Here is a 16,934-nt window from a genome sequence, read left to right on the forward strand (position 1 = left end):
GGGTGACGGATGCTGCGGCCCGCAGCATCCGTCACCCGACACGTCAGTGCGCGGGAGCCGCAGCGGCCTGCTCGATCCGCGAGCGGGTGATGCGCTTGCGGAAGATCCAGTACGTCCAGCCCTGGTAGGCGAGCACCAGGGGCAGGAACACGAGGGCGGCCCACGACATGATCGTCAAGGTGTAGTCGGTGCTCGACGCGTTCTCGATCGTGAGCGATCCGGCCGGGTCGCCGGTCGACGGCATCACGTAGGGGAACAGGGCGAACCACACCGCGAGCACGGCCGTCACGATCGTGAAGGCGCCGAACCCGAAGGCCCAGCCTTCGCGCCCGCGGGCGTTCGAGATCCACGAGGCGATGAGGAGGACGGCCGCCACCGCCGACAGGATCGCGGTGACGAGCGCGAAATCGCGGCCCTCGCCGAACGCCATGACGACGGTCCAGGCGAGGAACGCGGCGGCGACCGCGATCGTGAGGAGTCCCGCGCGGCCGGCGAGCCGGCGCGCGTCGGCGGCGACCTGGCCGTCGGTCTTCAGCGCGACGAAGTACACGCCGTGCGTGAAGAACAGCAGCAGCGTGGTCAGGCCGCCCAGGAGGCCGTAGGGGTTGAGGAGGGTCAGCAGCGAGCCGGTGAACTCGTGGTCCGCATCCAGAGGCACGCCCTGCACGATGTTGGCGACGGCGACGCCCCAGAGGAACGCCGGCACGGCCGAGCCGATGACGATCATCCGGTCGAAGCCCGCCTTCCACCGCGGCGAGTCGCGCTGGTGGCGGTACTCGAACGAGACGCCGCGCAGGATCAGCGCCAGCAGGATCAGCAGCAGGGCGAGGTAGAAGCCGCTGAAGAGCGTCGCGTACCACTCCGGGAATGCGGCGAACAGACACGCGCCGGCGACGATGACCCAGGTCTCGTTGAGGTCCCACACGGGGCCGATCGTGTTGATGACCTGGCGGCGGCTGATGTCGTTCTTGCCGAGGAACGGCAGCGACATACCGACGCCGAAGTCGAACCCGTCGAGCACGAAGTAGCCGACGAAGAGGAAGCCGACGATCCAGAACCAGAGGTACGCGAGATCCATGATGTGCTCCTGCAGCCCTTAGTAGACCGTCGTCGGGGTGTCTTCGACCGCCTGGGTGCGCGCATCGGGCGCCCCGGGCTCGGGAAGGGGGTCAGGACCCTTCTTGGTCGTCTTCAGGATGAGGCCGAACTCGACCACCGCCAGCGCCGCGTAGATGAGCGTGAACGCGGTCAGCGAGATGAGCACGGTCCATCCGGGCACGGAGGGCGAGACGCCGTCCTCGGTCAGCATGAGGCTGAACACGATCCAGGGCTGGCGGCCCATCTCGGTGAAGACCCAGCCCACGAGGATCGCCAGGAGCGAGGCCGGCCACGCCCAGATCGCGAGCCGCCAGGCCCACGCCGGAACCTCGCGCTTCGCCTTCTTGCGGGTGAGCCACAGGCCGACGACCCCGACGAGCGCGGCGATGCTGCCGAGGCCGATCATCCAGCGGAACGACCAATAGGTGACCCACAGGATCGGCGCGAAGTTGCCGTCGACCTGGTCGGCGAACTGCGGGAACAGCTCGGTCGTGTACAGGTTGTTCAGGTCGTTGATGCCTTCGACGCAGCCGTCGAAGGAGTGCGTCGACAGCAGCGCCAGGAGGTACGGAACACGGATCGAGAACAGCTCGCTGGTGCCGTCTGGCGTGCCCAGTGTGAAGACCGAGAAAGAGGCGTCCGCTCCGCACGCGCTGTCGAACATGGCCTCGGCCGCGGCCATCTTCATCGGCTGCGTCGCCACCATGACGAGGCTCAGCTGGTCGCCCGAGATCGCGACGCCCGCGAAGGCGGCGATGAGGCCCCACAGGCCGAACTTGAGCGACGAGCGCATCATGTCGACGTTCTGCTTGCGCAGCAGGTGCCAGGCGGAGATCGAGACGATCACGCCCGCGGTCATCATGAAGGCCGCGAAGAGGGTATGGGGGAGCGCCGCGAGCGCGACGGGGTTCGTCAGCACCGCGAAGAAGTCGGTCATCTCGGCGCGCGAGCCGTCCTCGGCCATCTTGAAGCCGACGGGGTTCTGCATGAACGCGTTCGCCGCGAGGATGAAGTACGCCGAGAACCACGCGCCGATCGTCGCGATCCAGATGCTCGCGAGGTGCAGGGCCCTGGGCAGCTTGTCCCAGCCGAAGATCCACAGGCCGATGAACGTCGCCTCGAAGAAGAAGGCCATCAGCCCTTCGAAGGCGAGCGGGGCGCCGAACACGTCGCCGACGAAGCGCGAGTACGACGACCAGTTCATGCCGAACTGGAACTCCTGCACGATGCCCGTGACCACGCCCATCGCGAAGTTGATGAGGAAGATCTTCCCGAAGAACCGGGTCAGGTGGAGCCACTTCAGGTTGCCGGTGCGGAACCACGCGGTCTGGAAGATCGCGACCGTCAGCGCCATGCCGAGCGTGAGGGGCACGAAGAGGAAGTGGTACAGCGTCGTGAGGCCGAACTGCCAGCGCGCCAGCAGCAGAGGGTCCAGCAGATCCACGATGCGTCTCTCCGATCGTTCCGGTCTGGTGCGACCACCGTAACATGTGGTCAGACCACACGGGCGACGAATCCCCAGGGGCGCCCGGTGGACCCAGATTCCCAGGAACCCGTCGTCGGGGCGAGCATCCCCGCCGTGAATAATGAGGTTGCACCGGCGCCCGCCGTCCGCCGCGCGACTACCCTCGGAATCATGGCGAGCCGGGCAGAGCGATCGGAGCCGGGCGCGTGAGTGCGATCCCGGTCACGATCGGACGACGGATGCTGCACCCCGCGGCATCCGCGGATCCCGGCGCGTTCGCGACCTCGGCTCCGCCGGCGATCGGCGCCCCGCTCGTCGACACGCACGGGCGCGTGCACCGCGACCTGCGGATCTCGCTGACGGACCGGTGCTCCCTGCGATGCACGTACTGCATGCCGGAGCAGGGCAACGAGTGGCTCGCGAAGACGAGCATCCTCACGCTCGACGAGATCGTGCGCATCGCGCGGGTGGCCGCGGCCGACGGGATCACGACGTTCCGCCTCACCGGCGGCGAGCCCCTGCTGCGCACCGACATCGTCGAGGTGGTGCGCCGGCTGTCCGCGATCACCCGTCCGGACGGGCGCCCCGTCGAGATCGCGATGACGACGAACGGGATCCGGCTGCCGGAGCTTCTTCCTGGCCTCGTCGACGCCGGGCTGAACCGGCTCAACATCTCCATCGACACGCTGCGCCGCGACCGCTTCCACGACCTCACGCGCCGCGACCGCCTGGACGATGTGCTCGACGGGATCGCGGCGGCCGCAGCATCCGCTCTGCGTCCCCTCAAGCTGAATGCGGTGGCGATGCGCGACGTCAACGACGACGAGCTCGTCGATCTGGTGGAGTTCGCCATCGCGCACGACGCGCAGATGCGCTTCATCGAGCAGATGCCGCTGGACGCCGGCCACACCTGGGACCGGACGCGGATGGTGACGCAGGACGAGATCCTGGGCGCGCTGGGCCGCCGCTGGAATCTCACCCCGGTGCCCGGCCGGGGCGGCGCGCCGGCAGCGCGGTGGACCCTCGACGGCGGGCCGCACACCGTCGGCGTGATCGCGTCGGTGACGGCGCCGTTCTGCGGCGACTGCGACCGGCTGCGGCTCACCGCCGACGGGCAGCTGCGCAACTGCCTGTTCTCCACCACCGAGTACGACCTGCTGCCGATCCTGCGCGCCGGTGGCGACGACGGCGAGATCGACGGGATGCTGCGTTCCTGCGTTCACGGCAAGCTCCCGGGCCACGCGATCAACGACCCGGCATTCCTGCAGCCGGCGCGCGGCATGAACGCCATCGGGGGCTGACATGGGCCGCATCACGACGCGCACGCCCGTCACCCGCATCGCGCTCGGCGCCGGAGACACCTCGGTGCGCCGCCGGGCGGACACGCTCGTCGTGGAGGAGCCGCTCGAGATCCGCGTCGCGGGCGAGCCGCTCACCGTGACCATGCGCACCCCGGGGAACGACCTCGAGCTCGCCGCCGGGTTCCTGGTGTCCGAGGGCGTGATCGCCGCGGCCGGCGATCTGCGTTCGGCGATCCACTGCGGCGGACCGGGGACGGGGGCGGTGCCGCCGACACCGCTGCTGACGATCGGCGTCGGCCCGTCTGCGTCGGCGGGGTCGACCGAGAACACGTACAACGTGCTCGATGTCGCCCTTGCCCCCGGTCTCGAGCCGCTCGTGACCGACATCGCGCGCAACTTCTACACCACGAGCTCCTGCGGCGTGTGCGGCACCGCCTCGATCGAGGCGATCGAGAAGCAGTCGCGCTACGACGTGGAGACGGATGCTGCCCCCGTCGACGCGACGCTGATCACGGGTCTTCCCGACGCGCTGCGGGCGGGGCAGACGGTGTTCGACAAGACCGGCGGCCTCCACGCCGCCGCCCTGTTCGACGCCGCGACGGGGGAGCTCCTCGTGCTGCGCGAGGACGTCGGCCGCCACAACGCGGTCGACAAGGTGGTCGGCTGGGCGGTGCTCGAGGACCGGCTGCCGCTGAGCGGAACAGTGCTGCAGGTGTCGGGCCGTGCCAGCTTCGAGCTGGTGCAGAAAGCCGTGATGGCCGGCATCCCGATCCTGTCCGCGGTCTCGGCGCCGTCGTCGCTGGCCGTCGAGCTGGCCGCGGCCTCCGGGCTCACCCTTGTGGGGTTCGTGCGCGGGTCGTCGATGAACGTGTACTCGCGCCCTGACCGCGTTCGGGTCGCCGCCGTGGTGCGCTGAAGCGCGGAGACGCGGTCGGCCTCAGTCGCGGGCGCTGGCGAGCTGCACGACGCACTGCGTCGGGTCGCAGGAGGCGGCGATGCCCTCGACGCGCAGAGGTCCGCCGGCCTGCGCCAGCACGCTGTCCATCAGTCCGATGTGCACGCTGCACAGCACGCCGCGGTGCTCGGCAGACGGCACGTGCGGGCACGGCGTCAGATCGACGGTGAGGTCGCGCTCGTCGACGAGCGGCTCGAAGCCGGCGTCGCCGAGGTCTTCCACCAGCGCATCGAGCTGGTGGAGTGCGTCGGCGCCGAGCTCGGCATCCGTGTCAGAGCCGTAGACGCGACGCAGGAGATCCCCGCGGCGCGCGGCAGCTTCCGCACGTCGGATCGCGACCGGGCTGGAGGCCTCGTCGGCACCGGTGGCGGCGGAGTACAGCACCCGCGGCCGCCCGCGCGTCGTTCGTCGCTCGGTCTCGGCGATCACATAGCCGGCGTCGATGAGGCGCTGCACGTGCTCTCGCACCGTGTTGGCGTGCAGGCCGGTGGCCTCGACGAGTTCGGAGACCGCCCGCTGCGGGCGTTCTTGCAGCAGGTGCATGATCTCGACGCGGGAGTAGCTCGAGATCGCGCTGTACCCGGTCGTCATGGTCCCATTATCGCGGGACGCCAGGGCGACCGGGTGCGCGCAGGCTCACCCGCGTCGGATCAGAAGAGCTGACCGAAGATGAGGATCGCGATGAAGAAGACCGCGACGATGCCGACGATGATCGCGAGCGTGCGGCCGGACAGCTTGGCGACGCCCCAGCCGACCAGCACGGGGATGGCGAACAGGAACAGCGCGACGATCCACCAGAACGCCGAGTAGGCGCCGCTCGTGGCGTCCTCGAGGCGTCCGCCGAAGAGCTGCTGCGTCGCCGGGTGGGTCGCGAAGCGCACGGCGATGGAGATGGGGACCGCCACGAACACGAAGACGACGAGTCCGATGAGCCAGCCCCAGAGGGTGGCGCTTCCGCCGCCCGAGAGGACGCCGCCGTGGAGTTCGGGTTCGGGCTTCTGCTGCTGCTTGCCTGATGCCATGGGCATGACTCTAGTGGCGCGGGGTGGCGCTGCGTCGCACGATCTGGCCCCGACATGGCGCTGTCCGCCGGCGGGGACGGGCGGACAGCGTCGGGGCGCCAGGGAGAGCCGCCACTGGGGGAGCGGTCTCCGCGCTCACCATCCACGCTCGCCGTCCGTCAGGGGGTGGAGCTTCGGGGCGCGCGATCGCGGGGTCTGAGATCAAGGTACGCCCGTCGGCGGTCGTCACAAGGGGTATTGCCTGTGGGTCTCCTGAGTGCTAGCAGGTCGCGCCGATCGACCGTGTTCGTGTGCTCTCGTGGTGGGATGGGACCGACATGAGCCAGCCGCTTCCTTCCCCCGCCTCTGCTGCCGAGATCGCCGCTGCGGTGCGGGGTCGCGCGGTGACCGCCCGCGACGTCGTCGAGGAGCATCTCGCCCGCATCGCGCGGGTCGATCCCGGCGTCAACGCGCTCACCGTCGTGTTCGCCGACCTCGCTCGCACCGCGGCTTCCGAGGTCGACGCCGCGCTCGCCGCAGGCCGCGATCCCGGGCCCCTCGCCGGGGTGCCGATCTCCGTGAAGGAGAACATCGACCTCACCTGGTCGGCGACGACCAACGGCTGGCGCGGACTCGCGGACGCCGTACCGGCACGCGACGCCACCATCGTGCACCGGGTGCGGGCTGCCGGGGCGGTGCCCGTGGCACGCGGCAACATGCCCGACTTCGGCATGCGGTGGGACACCGACAACGACGTGTTCGGCCGCACGCTCAACCCGTGGAACCGCGAACGCAGCGCCGGCGGATCCAGCGGGGGCGACGCCGTCGCCGTCGCGACCGGCATGAGTGCGCTCGGCCTCGGCAACGACTTCGGTGGCTCGCTCCGGCTGCCCGCCTATGCCGCGGGCGTGGTGGGCCTGCGCCCCTCGCAGGGGCGGGTGCCGCGCGCTGCCGTGCAGGGGCAGCCGGTCGCACTCACGCTCCAGCAGTTCTCGGTGAACGGGCCGATGGCGCGTGGCGTCGACGACGTCGTCCTCGCGCTCGGGGTGATGCAGGGATGGGATGCTGCAGACCCGATGTCGCTCGCCGCGTCCGCGCTGCGCCCCGAAGAGGCGCCACGGCGCGTGGGCGTCGTGCGCGGGTCCGCGGGCGTCGAGGCGGATCCCGAGGTGGCCGCCGGAATCGACCGGGCGGCAGCATCCCTCACCCGCGCCGGGTGGGAGGTCGTCGACGTCGATGCTCCGCGGCTCGAGGAGGCGGCGGTGCTGTGGCGGCGACTGTCGTGCACCGACATGCTGATCTCGCTCGATCCGGCCGCACTGGGGCAGCCCCTGGGGCGGTCGGCCACCGAGTTCCTGCGCGACAGCACCGCCGCCGCGCGCCCGTACGAGTCGGCGCGCGAGTACGCGGAGGCGTGGGCGCGCCGCGCGGTGATCGCGGCGGACTGGCGACGCCTGCAGGTGGAGGTGCCGGTCATCCTGGGACCGGTGTCGACCTCCCGGATGCGCGAGCCGGACCACGACCTGGGCGGTCAGGAGGCCGCGGACCGCGCGTGGCGCGACCTCTGGCTGACGGTCGTCGTGAACTTCCTCGGGCTGCCGGCGCTGGCGCTGCCCGCCGGCATCGGCGCCGACGGCATGCCGACGGGCGTGCAGCTGATCGGGCCCGCGTTCGGTGAAGAGCTGCTGTTCGAGGCGGGGCGTGCAGTGGAGGCGGGGGTGCCGCCGCTGCCGCCCTTGTGACGCACGTCCCGGGTGACCGGCCGCACACCCAGGTGCGTGATCGACCGCGTCGAGACCATGGAGGCGGACGCGAGCCGGCGGCCGGCGCGTATCAGCAGCGTCCGCCGGCTCTCTTCGATGACAGGAGCGGGGAACGGGGGACCGATGGCCAGCACACCGACGGGGCCGATCCGCCTGCCGGACCTGCGCGGGCGCACGGCGCTGGTCACCGGCGCGAGCGACGGCGTCGGCGTCGAGATCGCGCGAGGGCTCGCGGGCGCGGGCGCGGACCTGGTGCTGCCCGTTCGCAATCGCGACAAAGGCACGCGTGCGGCCGAGAGCGTGTGGGAGACCGCGCCGGAGGCCGAGATCTCGCTGCGCGACCTGGACCTCGCGCGCCTGGACTCCGTGCGTGCGCTTGCGGAATCGCTCCGCGCCGAGCGCGCTCCTCTGGATCTCGTCGTGCTCAACGCCGGCATCGTGCTGCTCGGCGACCCCGAACGACATGTGAGCGACGACGGATTCGAGCTGCATCTCCAGACGAACTTCCTCGGGCACTTCGCCCTGACGACGGCCCTGCTGCCCCTGCTGCGCGAACGGCGCGCGCGCATCGTCGTGCAGTTGAGCCTTGCCGCAGGCGTCTCGAGGATCGCGTGGGATGACCTGCAGACCGCGCGGCGCTACTCGGCGCTGCGCGCCTATGGGGCCTCGAAGGTGGCGCTGGGGCTCTTCGGCTACGAGCTCGCACGACGCTCGGAGGCCGAGGGCTGGGGCGTCGTCGTGCACCTGAGCCACCCCGGCGTCGTGCCCGACACCGGGATCGCCCCCGCCATGCGCGCTCGTGATCGCGGTGGTCCGGGGCGTGCGCTGGCGGAGCGCCTGGGCAACACCCCGGCGCAGGCGGCGCAGCCGGCACTGCTCGCTGCCGTGACGATCGACCCTGCGCCCGGCTTCTTCGGGCCCACCGGCGTGCTGCACTTCGGCGGACCGGCGGGCCCCGTGCCTCGGTACCGGCGGCTGGCCGACCCCGATGCGGGCGGCCGGCTCTGGGCGGCGGCCGAAGAGCTGCTGCGGGACCGCGCGGACGCGGTGCGCGCCTGACCGCGCCGCGGCGACGGGCGGTGGCGCGGCGAGGTCAGCGGTGGGCCGCGCGCCCTACGGGATGGGCGTCTCCGGCGGCTGCGGGAACGCCGGCTCCTCGGGATGCGGAGCCAGCGGCTCCTCGGGCCACGGGGCGGTCGGCTCGTCCGGCGTCGTCGGAAAGCCGGGGGCGGGGTCGGGCTGCGGGGAAGGGGCGCGCTCGGGAGAGCCCGGCCCGGGCGGCATCTCGCCCGGCGGGGTCTGACCCGGCAGCGGCTCGGGGACGGTAGGGTCGGTCATGACGTCTCCTGCGGAGGATGAGGGCGGGCACTTCGCTTCCGCCTGTGTCGCCAGCCTGCTCCGGGGGCGGCTCGGCGGGCAGGGCCTTGACCTCGCGCGCGTGAGGGATTAGCCGCGACAGCCCGGGGACACCGGCGCGGGCGGGGTCGCCGTGCGTGCAAGGAGGCCGTCGCAGGATCCTTAGGCTGGAGGCGTGGCATCCGTTCTCAACATCTCGGCGTACCTGTTCACGCGCCTCGACGACGCGGCCGAGCTCCGTCCGGTGCTGCGCGATCGCGCGGTCGCCGCGGGCCTGAAAGGCACGATCCTGCTCGCCGAGGAGGGGATCAACCTGTTCCTCGCGGGCGACCAGGTCGCGGTCCGCGGCTTCGTCGACGAGCTGCGGGCGGATCCGCGCTTCGCGGCGCTCACGACGAAGGAGAGCTGGTCGGACGCGCAGCCGTTCGGCAGGATGCTCGTCAAGGTCAAGCGCGAGATCATCCGCATGGACCACCCCACCATCCGCCCCGAGGCGAGCCGCGCGCCGGCCGTCGCACCCGCGACCCTCCGGCGCTGGCTCGACAGCGGCCACGATGACGACGGCCGGGACGTCGTCCTTCTCGACACCAGGAACGCGTTCGAGGTCGACTACGGCTCCTTCGACGGCGCGCTCGACTGGCGCATCGAACGGTTCACGCAGTTCCCGGATGCTGCGGCCGCCGCCGCGGCGGATCTCGAGGGGAAGACCGTCGTGAGCTACTGCACGGGCGGCATCCGCTGCGAGAAGGCCGCGATCTATCTGCGCGAGGTGGGGGTCGACGCCTACCAGCTGGACGGCGGGATCCTCGGCTACTTCGAGCACGTCGGCGGCGACCACTGGAGCGGCGAGTGCTTCGTGTTCGACGAGCGGGAGGCGCTGACCCCGGGCCTGGCCCCGAAGGCGGGAGCACTCGCGTGACGGCGCAGGAGTCTGCGACCGACGCTCGTCGCACCGGACGGGCCGGCGGGTGGACGGCGCTCACCGTCGACGTCCTCCTCGTGATCGCGTTCGCCGCGATCGGTCGTGCGAGCCATGACTCCGACGTCTGGGCGGGCCTCGGGCAGACCGCCTGGCCGTTCCTGGCCGGGCTGGGGATCGGCTGGCTCGTGACGCGAGCGTGGCGCGCGCCCTCGTCGCCCGTGCGCACCGGCCTGGGCGTCTGGGCGATCACCGTCGGCGGGGGGATGCTGCTGCGCTGGGTGTCGGGTCAGGGCACAGCCCTTCCGTTCGTCATCGTCGCGTCGCTCACCCTGCTGATCGCGCTCGTGGGATGGCGCGTCATCGTCGTGGTCGTTCGCCGCGTCCGCCGGCGCTGACGCGGAGCGGGCTCAGGTCGCCTTGCGGAGGCCGGTCTCGATGACGATCCGGTTGCCCTCGATGACGCCCGGTCCGTCGCCCGGAAGCGGCGCGGGCGCCGGGATGACCTGCTCGGCCTCCCACACGGCACGGGCGTTCTCAGCGGTCGGGTAGAAGAACTCCTCGACCCCGAGGAGTCCGCCGGATGAGTGCGACGGAGTCTCTCCGCGCCGGCGACGGCGGTGTGTGTCGAGAGCGAACCACAGGAAGTAGACGGGCAGCGCGACGACGGCGGTGACGAATCCCCACACCATCGCGTCGCCGACCGACATGGCGACAGCGTACGTCGCCGGCCGCAGCATGCGGTACCACGTCAGCGATGAGCGTACGCCTGCAGGGTGACCTCCGGAGGCAGCTCGGCGAACCACGCCTCGAACGGCACCGGGGACCCGTCGGCGGGCACGACGTCGACCCACGTCGTGGCGGCGCCCAGGATGCGGCCGTCGTTCGCCCGGGCGAGCACCGTGACGGTGACGTACCGCTGATCATCGGCGAAGCGTCCGCTCACCGTGCCTGTCGCGGTGCCCGGCGGAATGAGCGTCGACGGGCCGCTGCGGTCGGCGGTGCCGGTGACTCCGTCGACGGTGAAGGAGCCTGTCTCAGCCGCGGGCGAGAGGGTCGCTTCCGAAGCCTCGGGAACGGTCAGCCCGATGGCGTCGATCTGCCCTCCGCCCTCGAGGGTGAAATAGCCGACGATCGCGGTCTGGCCCGACAGGAGGGTCGCGGCCGACATCGCGGAACTGATCACGGAGCCGTCTGCGGCGAACGCCTGCGCCTCGAGGAAAGCATCGAACACGTAGTCGGCGTTCGGGTTGTCGACCACGACGACGTACCACCAGGTGTCGCCGAAGTCGTGCCCGAAGGCGGTCTCCGTCACCACCGGTTGCTGAGGCGTCGGGAATTGCGCGCCGGCGTCGGGCTGCCCGTCCGTTCCCGGCGCGGCGTTGCTCGGCGTGGCGTCGTCGTAGTAGCCGTCGTCCCCGCCGACGACGACGTCTTCGCCGGAGGAGGAGCCGAGCGGCCCGAGCACCCACGCGGCCGCGACCACGATGGACACGAGGCCGCCGAGGATCGAGGTCGCCAGCGCGCCGGCGCCGAAGCCCTTGCCGCCCTGATTCCTGCTGATGAGTGCGACGAGCGACAGCACGAACGCGGTGAGAAGGAGCAGCGGCGAGAACCAGCCGGCGCCCGAGCCCATGACGGCACCGAGAAGGAGGATGAACAGCCCTGCGCAGGCGAAGACCAGTGCGACGATGGCCAGCCCCCGGGGCCGCCCATCGCGGCCACCGGGCGCGGAGTACGGGGCTCCGGCAGTCGCCGCGGGTGAGCCTGGCACACCGGGGTAGCCCGCGGTGCCGGGGTCGCCCGCGGGACCGGGGTACCCCGCGGCACCGGGGTAGCCCGCGGTGCCGGGGTAGCCCGCGGGACCGGGGTAGCCGGAAGCGGCGCGAGCGCCGGCGGCAGGGTCCCGCGCGTAGGGCGGGAGCGGATGCTCGGCTCCAGCCGGGTCGGTGCCTGGAAGCGCGTAGCCGTGTGGCGCGGCGTAGGGGCTCGAGGCCTCGTGTGCCGCCGGCGAAGGGACGGCGTCGCCGGGCTCCGGTGCCGCGTAGGCGGGGACCGCATACCGCGGCGCGTCGAGGTCGGGCGCGCTGTAGCGCCGCGGAAGGGACGTGCCGTGAGGAGCTGTCGCATCGGCGGACGCGCCGGACGTCGCCGCGTCGGCCGGGTCGTCCGGAGGCAGGGGATCGGACATGAGGCTCCTGTTCTCGGTCTCCTGGGTGCCCAACCTAGCGAAGGTGCGCGCTGTGCGCGGTGGGGTGGTGCGCACCGGGTGCGCCGACACGAGGCAGCGCCCCCTGCGCAGCCCTGAGCGGGCGGTGCAGGGGGCGCCTCGTGGCGACGAGCGAGGTCAGCTCAGCCCGTTGTCGGCGAGCCAGTCCTTGGCGATGTCTTCGGACGAGCGCTGGTCGACGGTCGACTCGACGTTGAGCGCGACGAGGCCCTCGGGCGTCAGCGCGGCGCTCACCGCGTTGATCACATCGGCGATCTCGTCGGCGATGTCGGCGTTCACGAGCGGGACGACGTTCGACGCCAGGAAGAGGCCCTCGGGGTCTTCGAGGGTCACCAGATCGTCGGTCTCGATGCGCGGGTCGGCGCTGTAGACGTTCGCGACCTGGATGTTGCCGGCCACGAGTTCGTCGACGGTGGTGTCGGCGGTCGGCTGGAACGAGACCGTGACGCCGTAGACGTCCTGCAGACCCGTCGGACCGTATGGCCGCTCCTCGAGCTCGGGCGCGCCGCCCAGCACGAGTCCGTCGATGCCGGCGAGGTCGCCGATCGAGGCGAGTCCGTTCTCCTCGGCGAACGCGGCCGTGACGTTGTACGAGTCCTGGTCGGTCGCCGACGACTGTTCGAGCACGGTCAGGCCTTCGGGCAGGGCATCCTGCAGTGCCGCGTAGACGTCGTCCGCGGTCGTCGCGGTGGTGTCGGGCTCGAAGAACTGCAGCAGGTTGCCGGTGTACTCCGGGAACAGATCGATCGAGCCGTCCTCGAGCGACGGCATGTACGCGTCGCGCTGGCCGATGTTGAAGTTGCGCTCGACGGTGAAGCCGGCTCCCTCGAGTGCCTGCGCGTAGATCTCGGCGATGATCTCGTTCGAGTAGTAGGCCTGCGAGCCGATGACGATCGTCGAGGCGTCGGCGGTGTCACCGCTGTCGGTGCTGCCGCCGAGCGGGTCGCCCGAAGCGCAGCCGGCGAGGGCGAGTGCCGCGACCGCGGTGCCGGCCAGTGCGATGGCCAGGCGGGTTCGTGCTGTGGACATTGTCGTACCTCCGATGGGTGGTGAGGGTCAGCGAGAGAACTGCGGTGCGCGGACGAGCGCGGGGATGCCGCCGCGGGAGCGGGCGGGGCGGGCGTCCGTGCGGGGGACGGCGAAGCGGGCGAGCAGCGCGAAGAGTCCGTCGAGCACGAGGGCCAGCGCGACGATGACGATGGAAGCGCCCAGGATCTCGGCGAAGTCGCGTGTGCCGAGTCCTTGGATGATGTAGAAGCCGAGGCCCCCGAGCCCGACGTAGGCGGCGATGGTCACGGTCGCGACCACCTGCAGCGTCGCGGAGCGGAGTCCGCCGATGAGGAGCGACAGGCCGAGGGGCATCTCGATCCGGAACAGGATCTGCCACTCGGTCATTCCCATCGCGCGGCCGGCGTCGATGACGGTCCGGTCGATCGACTCGACGCCCGCGTATGCACCGGCCAGGATCGACGGGATCGCCAGGATGACGAACACCGTCACCGCCGCCTCGGTCTTGAGGTTGACACCGAAGAGCATGACGAGCAGCACGACGAGGCCGAGGGCGGGCAGCGCGCGGGCCGCGCCAGACAGGAACACCGCGACCTCGCGCCCGCGCCCGGTGTGGCCGATGAGCCAGCCGATCGGGATCGCGATCACCGCCGCGATGGCGACGGAGCCGAAGGTGAACGCGAGGTGCTGCGCGATCGCGGTGGGCAGCGGCAGGGTTCCGGTCAGTCGCTCGGGTGAGAAGATCCAGGCGAAGGCCTCGGCCAGAAGGTTCATGCCGTCACCGCCCGAAGTCGTGCGGTCCGCGGCGCACGGGCGCGTCGCGTCCACGGCATGAGGGCGCGGCCGGCCAGCATGAGCAGCGCGTCGACGACCACCGCGATGATCACGACGGCGACGACGCCCGCGAACACCTCGGCGATGATGCGACGCTGCGAGCCGTTCGTGAAGAGGTAGCCGAGGTTCTGCACGCCGATCAGCGTGCCGACGGTGGCGAGTGAGATCGTCGACATCGCGGTGACCCGCAGTCCTGCCAGGACCACCGGTCCCGCCAGCGGGAAGTCCACGGTCCAGAACCGCCGCCACGGGCCGAAGCCGACCGCGACCGCAGCAGAGCGCGTCACCGGATCGACGGAGGCCAGGCCGTCGGTCACCGAGCGGGTCATGATGGCGACGGCGTAGATCGTGAGTGCGACGACGAGGTTCAGCTCGGACAGGTAGGGGATGCCGAAAAGAGTGAGCACGGCGAAGAGGGCGAACGACGGGATCGTGTACAGCAGCCCGATCACGGTGAGCACGGTGCCGCGGAGCGTGGTGTACCGGAAGGCCACCCACCCGAGCGGAACCGACAGGACGAAGCCCGCAGCGATCGCGATCGCGCTCTGCCGCAGATGATCCAGGGTGAGCGCCCAGATCAGGTCGACGTTGTCGGCGACCCAGTTCACGGCGCGTCCTCCACGAGCACGCCCTGTGTGCGCCCGGCGGCGTCCACGAGCACCGTGCCACGCGCGGTGCGCTTCGCGCGCAGTGCGCGCGTGCCGCGCTCGACCCCGATGAAGTCGGCCACGAAGTCGCTCGCCGGATCCTCGATGATCTCGCTCGGGCTGCCGATCTGGGCGATGCGGGCGCCTTTCTCGAGGATCACGACCTGGTCGCCGAGGAGGAACGCCTCGTCGATGTCGTGCGTGACGAAGACGATCGTCTTGTCGAGCTCCTTCTGCAGGCGGAGCGTCTCGGTCTGCAGCTCGCGGCGCACGATCGGGTCGACCGCGCCGAACGGCTCGTCCATCAGGAGGATGTTCGGGTCGACCGCGAGGGCGCGCGCGACGCCGACGCGCTGCTGCTGGCCGCCGGACAGCTGGCTCGGGTATCGCTTGGCGAGTCCGCGCTCGAGGCCCACGACGTCCATGAGTTCGAGCGCGCGCTCGCGCGCCTTCGCCTTGGGGACGCCGCTCAGCACGGGGACCGTGGCGATGTTGTCGACGACGGAGAAGTGGGGGAGCAGGCCGGCGTTCTGCAGCACGTAGCCGATGCCCCGCCGCAGGGTGACGGGGTCGCGCTCCGAGATCGGCTCGTCGTCGATCGTGATGACGCCGCCGGTCGGATCGACGAGTCGGTTGATCATGCGCAGCAGGGTCGTCTTGCCGCTGCCCGACGAGCCGACCAGGACGGTCGTCTTGCGCGCGGGGATGAGCACGCTGAAATCCTCGACGGCGGCCGTGCCATCGGGATATCGCTTCGAGACCCCACGGAATTCGATCGCCATGCTGCCCTTTCGGCCGGGGTTCCCACATAACCACAGGCCGCAGACATGACGGCCGAGGCTGGACAGACGCCGTAACCTGGGCCATCCTTCCCCCTGCGGACGCCCCTGGCAACCGCTTCGCCGTGTCATCGCCGGCCGCTACGTTAGGGCCCATGACTGCTCGCGAGTACGACCTCATCGTCATCGGCGGCGGCCCCGTGGGCGAGAACGTCGCCGACAGGGCCACCCAGGGCGGCCTGTCGGTCGTCGTCGTGGAGAGCGAGCTCGTCGGAGGCGAGTGCTCGTACTGGGCGTGCATCCCCTCGAAGGCGATGCTGCGCGCGAGCGCGGCGGTGCAGGCGGCCCGCCGGGTGAAGGGGGCCGCCGAGGCGGTCACCGGAACCGTCGACGTAGCCAGGACCCTGGTGCGCCGCGACGAGCTCGTGCACAACTGGGACGACACGTCGCAGGTGGACTGGCTCCAGGGCGCGGGCATCGATCTCGTCCGCGGCCACGGGCGCCTCACGGGCGAGCGCGAGGTCACCGTCACCGCTGCCGACGGTGTCGAGAAGGTCCTCGTCGCACGCCACGCCGTCGTGGTGTCGACCGGCTCGGCGGCGCTCCTGCCCGACATCCCGGGCCTGCGCGAGGTCGAGCCCTGGACCAGTCGCGAGGCCACGGGCGTGCGCGACGTGCCGACGTCGCTCGCGGTGCTCGGCGGCGGCACGGTCGGCAGTGAGATGGCGACGCTGTACACGTCGTTCGGTTCCACCGTGACCCTGATCGCCCGCTCCGGGCTGCTGCGGGGCGTGGAGCCCTTCGCCGGCGAGGCCGTCCAGAAGGCGCTGACGGATGCCGGGGCGACCGTCAGGACCGGGGTCGAGGTCGAGGGGGTCTCGCGCGACGACGACGGCGAGGTCGTGCTGTCGCTGTCGGACGGGTCGGAGGTGCGGGCCGCCGAGGTGCTGGTGGCGACGGGCCGCGTGCCGCGCACCGAGGACCTCGGCCTGGAGACGGTCGGGCTCGAGCCCGGCTCCTGGCTCGACGTCGACGACACGCTGCGGGTGCGGGGGGTGGACTGGCTGTACGCCGTCGGCGATGTCAACCACCGCGCCCTGCTCACCCACCAGGGCAAGTACCAGGGTCGCGCCGCGGGCGACGTCATCGCCGCACGGGCGAAGGCCGCCGAGGTCGACGACGCGCCGTGGGGCAGGCACGTCGCCACCGCCGATCACTCGGCGGTGCCGCAGGTGGTCTTCACCGATCCTGAGATCGCGGCGGTCGGGCACACCGAGAAGTCGGCCCGCGACGCGGGACTCAGCATCCGTGTCATCGACTACGACCTGTACTGGATCGCGGGGGCGAGCGAGGTCGCCGACGACTACCAGGGGCGAGCGCGGGCGATCGTGGACGAGGAGCGCCGCGTGCTCGTCGGTGCGACGTTCGTCGGGCAGGACGTGGGCGAGATGCTTCACGCCGCCACGATCGCGATCGTCGGCGAGGTGCCGATCGAGCGGCTGTGGCACGCGGTGCCGTCGTATCCGACGATCAGCGAGGTGTGGCTGCGGTGGCTCGAGGAGTACGGGCGCTGACCCG

18 protein-coding genes are annotated in these 16,934 nt (G+C 71.4%); 7 read left to right on the forward strand and 11 right to left on the reverse strand.

Annotated features, from left to right (window positions below):
* Positions 1-43: 43 nt before the first annotated feature.
* A complete protein-coding gene (gene cydB, locus ACFQ7C_RS07225; protein ID WP_378898826.1) occupies positions 44-1,078 on the reverse strand; it encodes a cytochrome d ubiquinol oxidase subunit II in 1,035 nt (344 codons plus the stop codon).
* 18 nt (positions 1,079-1,096) lie between these two features.
* The gene (locus ACFQ7C_RS07230; RefSeq protein ID WP_378898827.1) at positions 1,097-2,542 is read right to left on the reverse strand and encodes a cytochrome ubiquinol oxidase subunit I; all 1,446 of its coding nucleotides are present in this window, start codon (positions 2,540-2,542) and stop codon (positions 1,097-1,099) included.
* 227 nt (positions 2,543-2,769) lie between these two features.
* On the opposite strand from ACFQ7C_RS07230, the gene moaA reads away from it, so the two are divergent.
* The gene (gene moaA / locus ACFQ7C_RS07235; RefSeq protein ID WP_378898828.1) at positions 2,770-3,864 is read left to right on the forward strand and encodes a GTP 3',8-cyclase MoaA; all 1,095 of its coding nucleotides are present in this window, start codon (positions 2,770-2,772) and stop codon (positions 3,862-3,864) included.
* Position 3,865: 1 nt separating this feature from the next.
* Positions 3,866-4,780 carry a formate dehydrogenase accessory sulfurtransferase FdhD gene (fdhD, locus tag ACFQ7C_RS07240; protein WP_378898829.1) on the forward strand — a complete coding sequence of 305 codons (915 nt, stop codon included), beginning with the start codon at positions 3,866-3,868 and terminating at the stop codon, positions 4,778-4,780.
* Between the two features lie 21 nt (positions 4,781-4,801).
* Here the strand turns inward: fdhD and ACFQ7C_RS07245 are convergent, their stop codons facing one another.
* Together ACFQ7C_RS07245 and ACFQ7C_RS07250 are read right to left on the reverse strand one after the other, a co-directional pair.
* Positions 4,802-5,410: an ArsR family transcriptional regulator gene (locus tag ACFQ7C_RS07245; protein WP_378898830.1), complete on the reverse strand. Its 609-nt coding sequence runs from the start codon at positions 5,408-5,410 to the stop codon at positions 4,802-4,804.
* 59 nt (positions 5,411-5,469) lie between these two features.
* On the reverse strand, positions 5,470-5,841 hold the full coding sequence (locus ACFQ7C_RS07250) for a hypothetical protein (protein ID WP_378898831.1): 372 nt from the start codon (positions 5,839-5,841) through the stop codon (positions 5,470-5,472).
* A gap of 317 nt (positions 5,842-6,158) precedes the next feature.
* Between ACFQ7C_RS07250 and ACFQ7C_RS07255 the strand changes: the two genes are divergently transcribed.
* Both ACFQ7C_RS07255 and ACFQ7C_RS07260 read left to right on the forward strand, forming a co-directional pair.
* Positions 6,159-7,562 (forward strand): amidase, encoded by a 1,404-nt coding sequence (locus tag ACFQ7C_RS07255; protein WP_378898832.1) that lies wholly within the window; start codon positions 6,159-6,161, stop codon positions 7,560-7,562.
* A gap of 144 nt (positions 7,563-7,706) precedes the next feature.
* Complete coding sequence (locus tag ACFQ7C_RS07260; RefSeq protein WP_378898833.1) at positions 7,707-8,642, forward strand: SDR family oxidoreductase; 936 nt, start codon at positions 7,707-7,709, stop codon at positions 8,640-8,642.
* A gap of 54 nt (positions 8,643-8,696) precedes the next feature.
* Here ACFQ7C_RS07260 and ACFQ7C_RS07265 read toward each other — a convergent pair whose 3' ends face one another.
* Positions 8,697-8,921 (reverse strand): hypothetical protein, encoded by a 225-nt coding sequence (locus ACFQ7C_RS07265; RefSeq protein WP_378898834.1) that lies wholly within the window; start codon positions 8,919-8,921, stop codon positions 8,697-8,699.
* Positions 8,922-9,114: 193 nt separating this feature from the next.
* Between ACFQ7C_RS07265 and ACFQ7C_RS07270 the strand changes: the two genes are divergently transcribed.
* Entirely contained in the window at positions 9,115-9,858 is a 744-nt protein-coding gene (locus ACFQ7C_RS07270) for a sulfurtransferase (RefSeq protein ID WP_378898835.1), read from the forward strand.
* Positions 9,855-10,256, forward strand: coding sequence for a DUF3054 domain-containing protein (locus ACFQ7C_RS07275; RefSeq protein ID WP_378898836.1), 402 nt, complete (start codon positions 9,855-9,857; stop codon positions 10,254-10,256). Before ACFQ7C_RS07270 ends, ACFQ7C_RS07275 begins: the two co-directional genes overlap by 4 nt.
* Before the next feature lie 12 nt (positions 10,257-10,268).
* Here the strand turns inward: ACFQ7C_RS07275 and ACFQ7C_RS07280 are convergent, their stop codons facing one another.
* The 6 genes from ACFQ7C_RS07280 to ACFQ7C_RS07305 form a co-directional block, all read right to left on the reverse strand.
* Positions 10,269-10,568 carry a hypothetical protein gene (locus ACFQ7C_RS07280; RefSeq protein WP_378898837.1) on the reverse strand — a complete coding sequence of 100 codons (300 nt, stop codon included), beginning with the start codon at positions 10,566-10,568 and terminating at the stop codon, positions 10,269-10,271.
* Positions 10,569-10,609: 41 nt separating this feature from the next.
* On the reverse strand, positions 10,610-12,049 hold the full coding sequence (locus ACFQ7C_RS07285) for a hypothetical protein (RefSeq protein WP_378898838.1): 1,440 nt from the start codon (positions 12,047-12,049) through the stop codon (positions 10,610-10,612).
* A gap of 156 nt (positions 12,050-12,205) precedes the next feature.
* The gene (locus ACFQ7C_RS07290; RefSeq protein WP_378898839.1) at positions 12,206-13,117 is read right to left on the reverse strand and encodes an ABC transporter substrate-binding protein; all 912 of its coding nucleotides are present in this window, start codon (positions 13,115-13,117) and stop codon (positions 12,206-12,208) included.
* A 27-nt stretch (positions 13,118-13,144) separates the two neighbouring features.
* Positions 13,145-13,870 (reverse strand): ABC transporter permease, encoded by a 726-nt coding sequence (locus ACFQ7C_RS07295; RefSeq protein ID WP_378898840.1) that lies wholly within the window; start codon positions 13,868-13,870, stop codon positions 13,145-13,147.
* On the reverse strand, positions 13,867-14,538 hold the full coding sequence (locus tag ACFQ7C_RS07300) for an ABC transporter permease (protein ID WP_378898841.1): 672 nt from the start codon (positions 14,536-14,538) through the stop codon (positions 13,867-13,869). The genes ACFQ7C_RS07295 and ACFQ7C_RS07300 overlap by 4 nt, the downstream gene beginning before the upstream one ends.
* Complete coding sequence (locus ACFQ7C_RS07305; protein ID WP_378898842.1) at positions 14,535-15,359, reverse strand: ABC transporter ATP-binding protein; 825 nt, start codon at positions 15,357-15,359, stop codon at positions 14,535-14,537. Before ACFQ7C_RS07305 ends, ACFQ7C_RS07300 begins: the two co-directional genes overlap by 4 nt.
* Positions 15,360-15,511: 152 nt before the next feature.
* Here ACFQ7C_RS07305 and ACFQ7C_RS07310 point away from each other — a divergent pair, with 152 nt between their 5' ends.
* Positions 15,512-16,930, forward strand: a complete 1,419-nt coding sequence (locus ACFQ7C_RS07310; protein WP_378898843.1) for a dihydrolipoyl dehydrogenase family protein — start codon at positions 15,512-15,514, stop codon at positions 16,928-16,930.
* Positions 16,931-16,934 lie beyond the last annotated feature (4 nt).

This window comes from Microbacterium sp. NPDC056569 (assembly GCF_042793475.1).
In the GTDB taxonomy this organism is placed as follows: Bacteria; Actinomycetota; Actinomycetes; order Actinomycetales; family Microbacteriaceae; genus Microbacterium.

What these genes read in the sequence shown, in the direction of transcription:
- cydB (WP_378898826.1), bottom strand. Translation starts at nt 1,078, where the DNA reads ATGGATCTCGCGTACCTCTGGTTCTGGATCGTCGGCTTCCTCTTCGTC.
- fdhD (WP_378898829.1), top strand. Translation starts at nt 3,866, where the DNA reads ATGGGCCGCATCACGACGCGCACGCCCGTCACCCGCATCGCGCTCGGC.
- ACFQ7C_RS07245 (WP_378898830.1), bottom strand. Translation starts at nt 5,410, where the DNA reads ATGACGACCGGGTACAGCGCGATCTCGAGCTACTCCCGCGTCGAGATC.
- ACFQ7C_RS07250 (WP_378898831.1), bottom strand. Translation starts at nt 5,841, where the DNA reads ATGGCATCAGGCAAGCAGCAGCAGAAGCCCGAACCCGAACTCCACGGC.
- ACFQ7C_RS07255 (WP_378898832.1), top strand. Translation starts at nt 6,159, where the DNA reads ATGAGCCAGCCGCTTCCTTCCCCCGCCTCTGCTGCCGAGATCGCCGCT.
- ACFQ7C_RS07260 (WP_378898833.1), top strand. Translation starts at nt 7,707, where the DNA reads ATGGCCAGCACACCGACGGGGCCGATCCGCCTGCCGGACCTGCGCGGG.
- ACFQ7C_RS07265 (WP_378898834.1), bottom strand. Translation starts at nt 8,921, where the DNA reads ATGACCGACCCTACCGTCCCCGAGCCGCTGCCGGGTCAGACCCCGCCG.
- ACFQ7C_RS07280 (WP_378898837.1), bottom strand. Translation starts at nt 10,568, where the DNA reads ATGTCGGTCGGCGACGCGATGGTGTGGGGATTCGTCACCGCCGTCGTC.
- ACFQ7C_RS07285 (WP_378898838.1), bottom strand. Translation starts at nt 12,049, where the DNA reads ATGTCCGATCCCCTGCCTCCGGACGACCCGGCCGACGCGGCGACGTCC.
- ACFQ7C_RS07290 (WP_378898839.1), bottom strand. Translation starts at nt 13,117, where the DNA reads ATGTCCACAGCACGAACCCGCCTGGCCATCGCACTGGCCGGCACCGCG.
- ACFQ7C_RS07295 (WP_378898840.1), bottom strand. Translation starts at nt 13,870, where the DNA reads ATGAACCTTCTGGCCGAGGCCTTCGCCTGGATCTTCTCACCCGAGCGA.
- ACFQ7C_RS07305 (WP_378898842.1), bottom strand. Translation starts at nt 15,359, where the DNA reads ATGGCGATCGAATTCCGTGGGGTCTCGAAGCGATATCCCGATGGCACG.
- ACFQ7C_RS07310 (WP_378898843.1), top strand. Translation starts at nt 15,512, where the DNA reads ATGACTGCTCGCGAGTACGACCTCATCGTCATCGGCGGCGGCCCCGTG.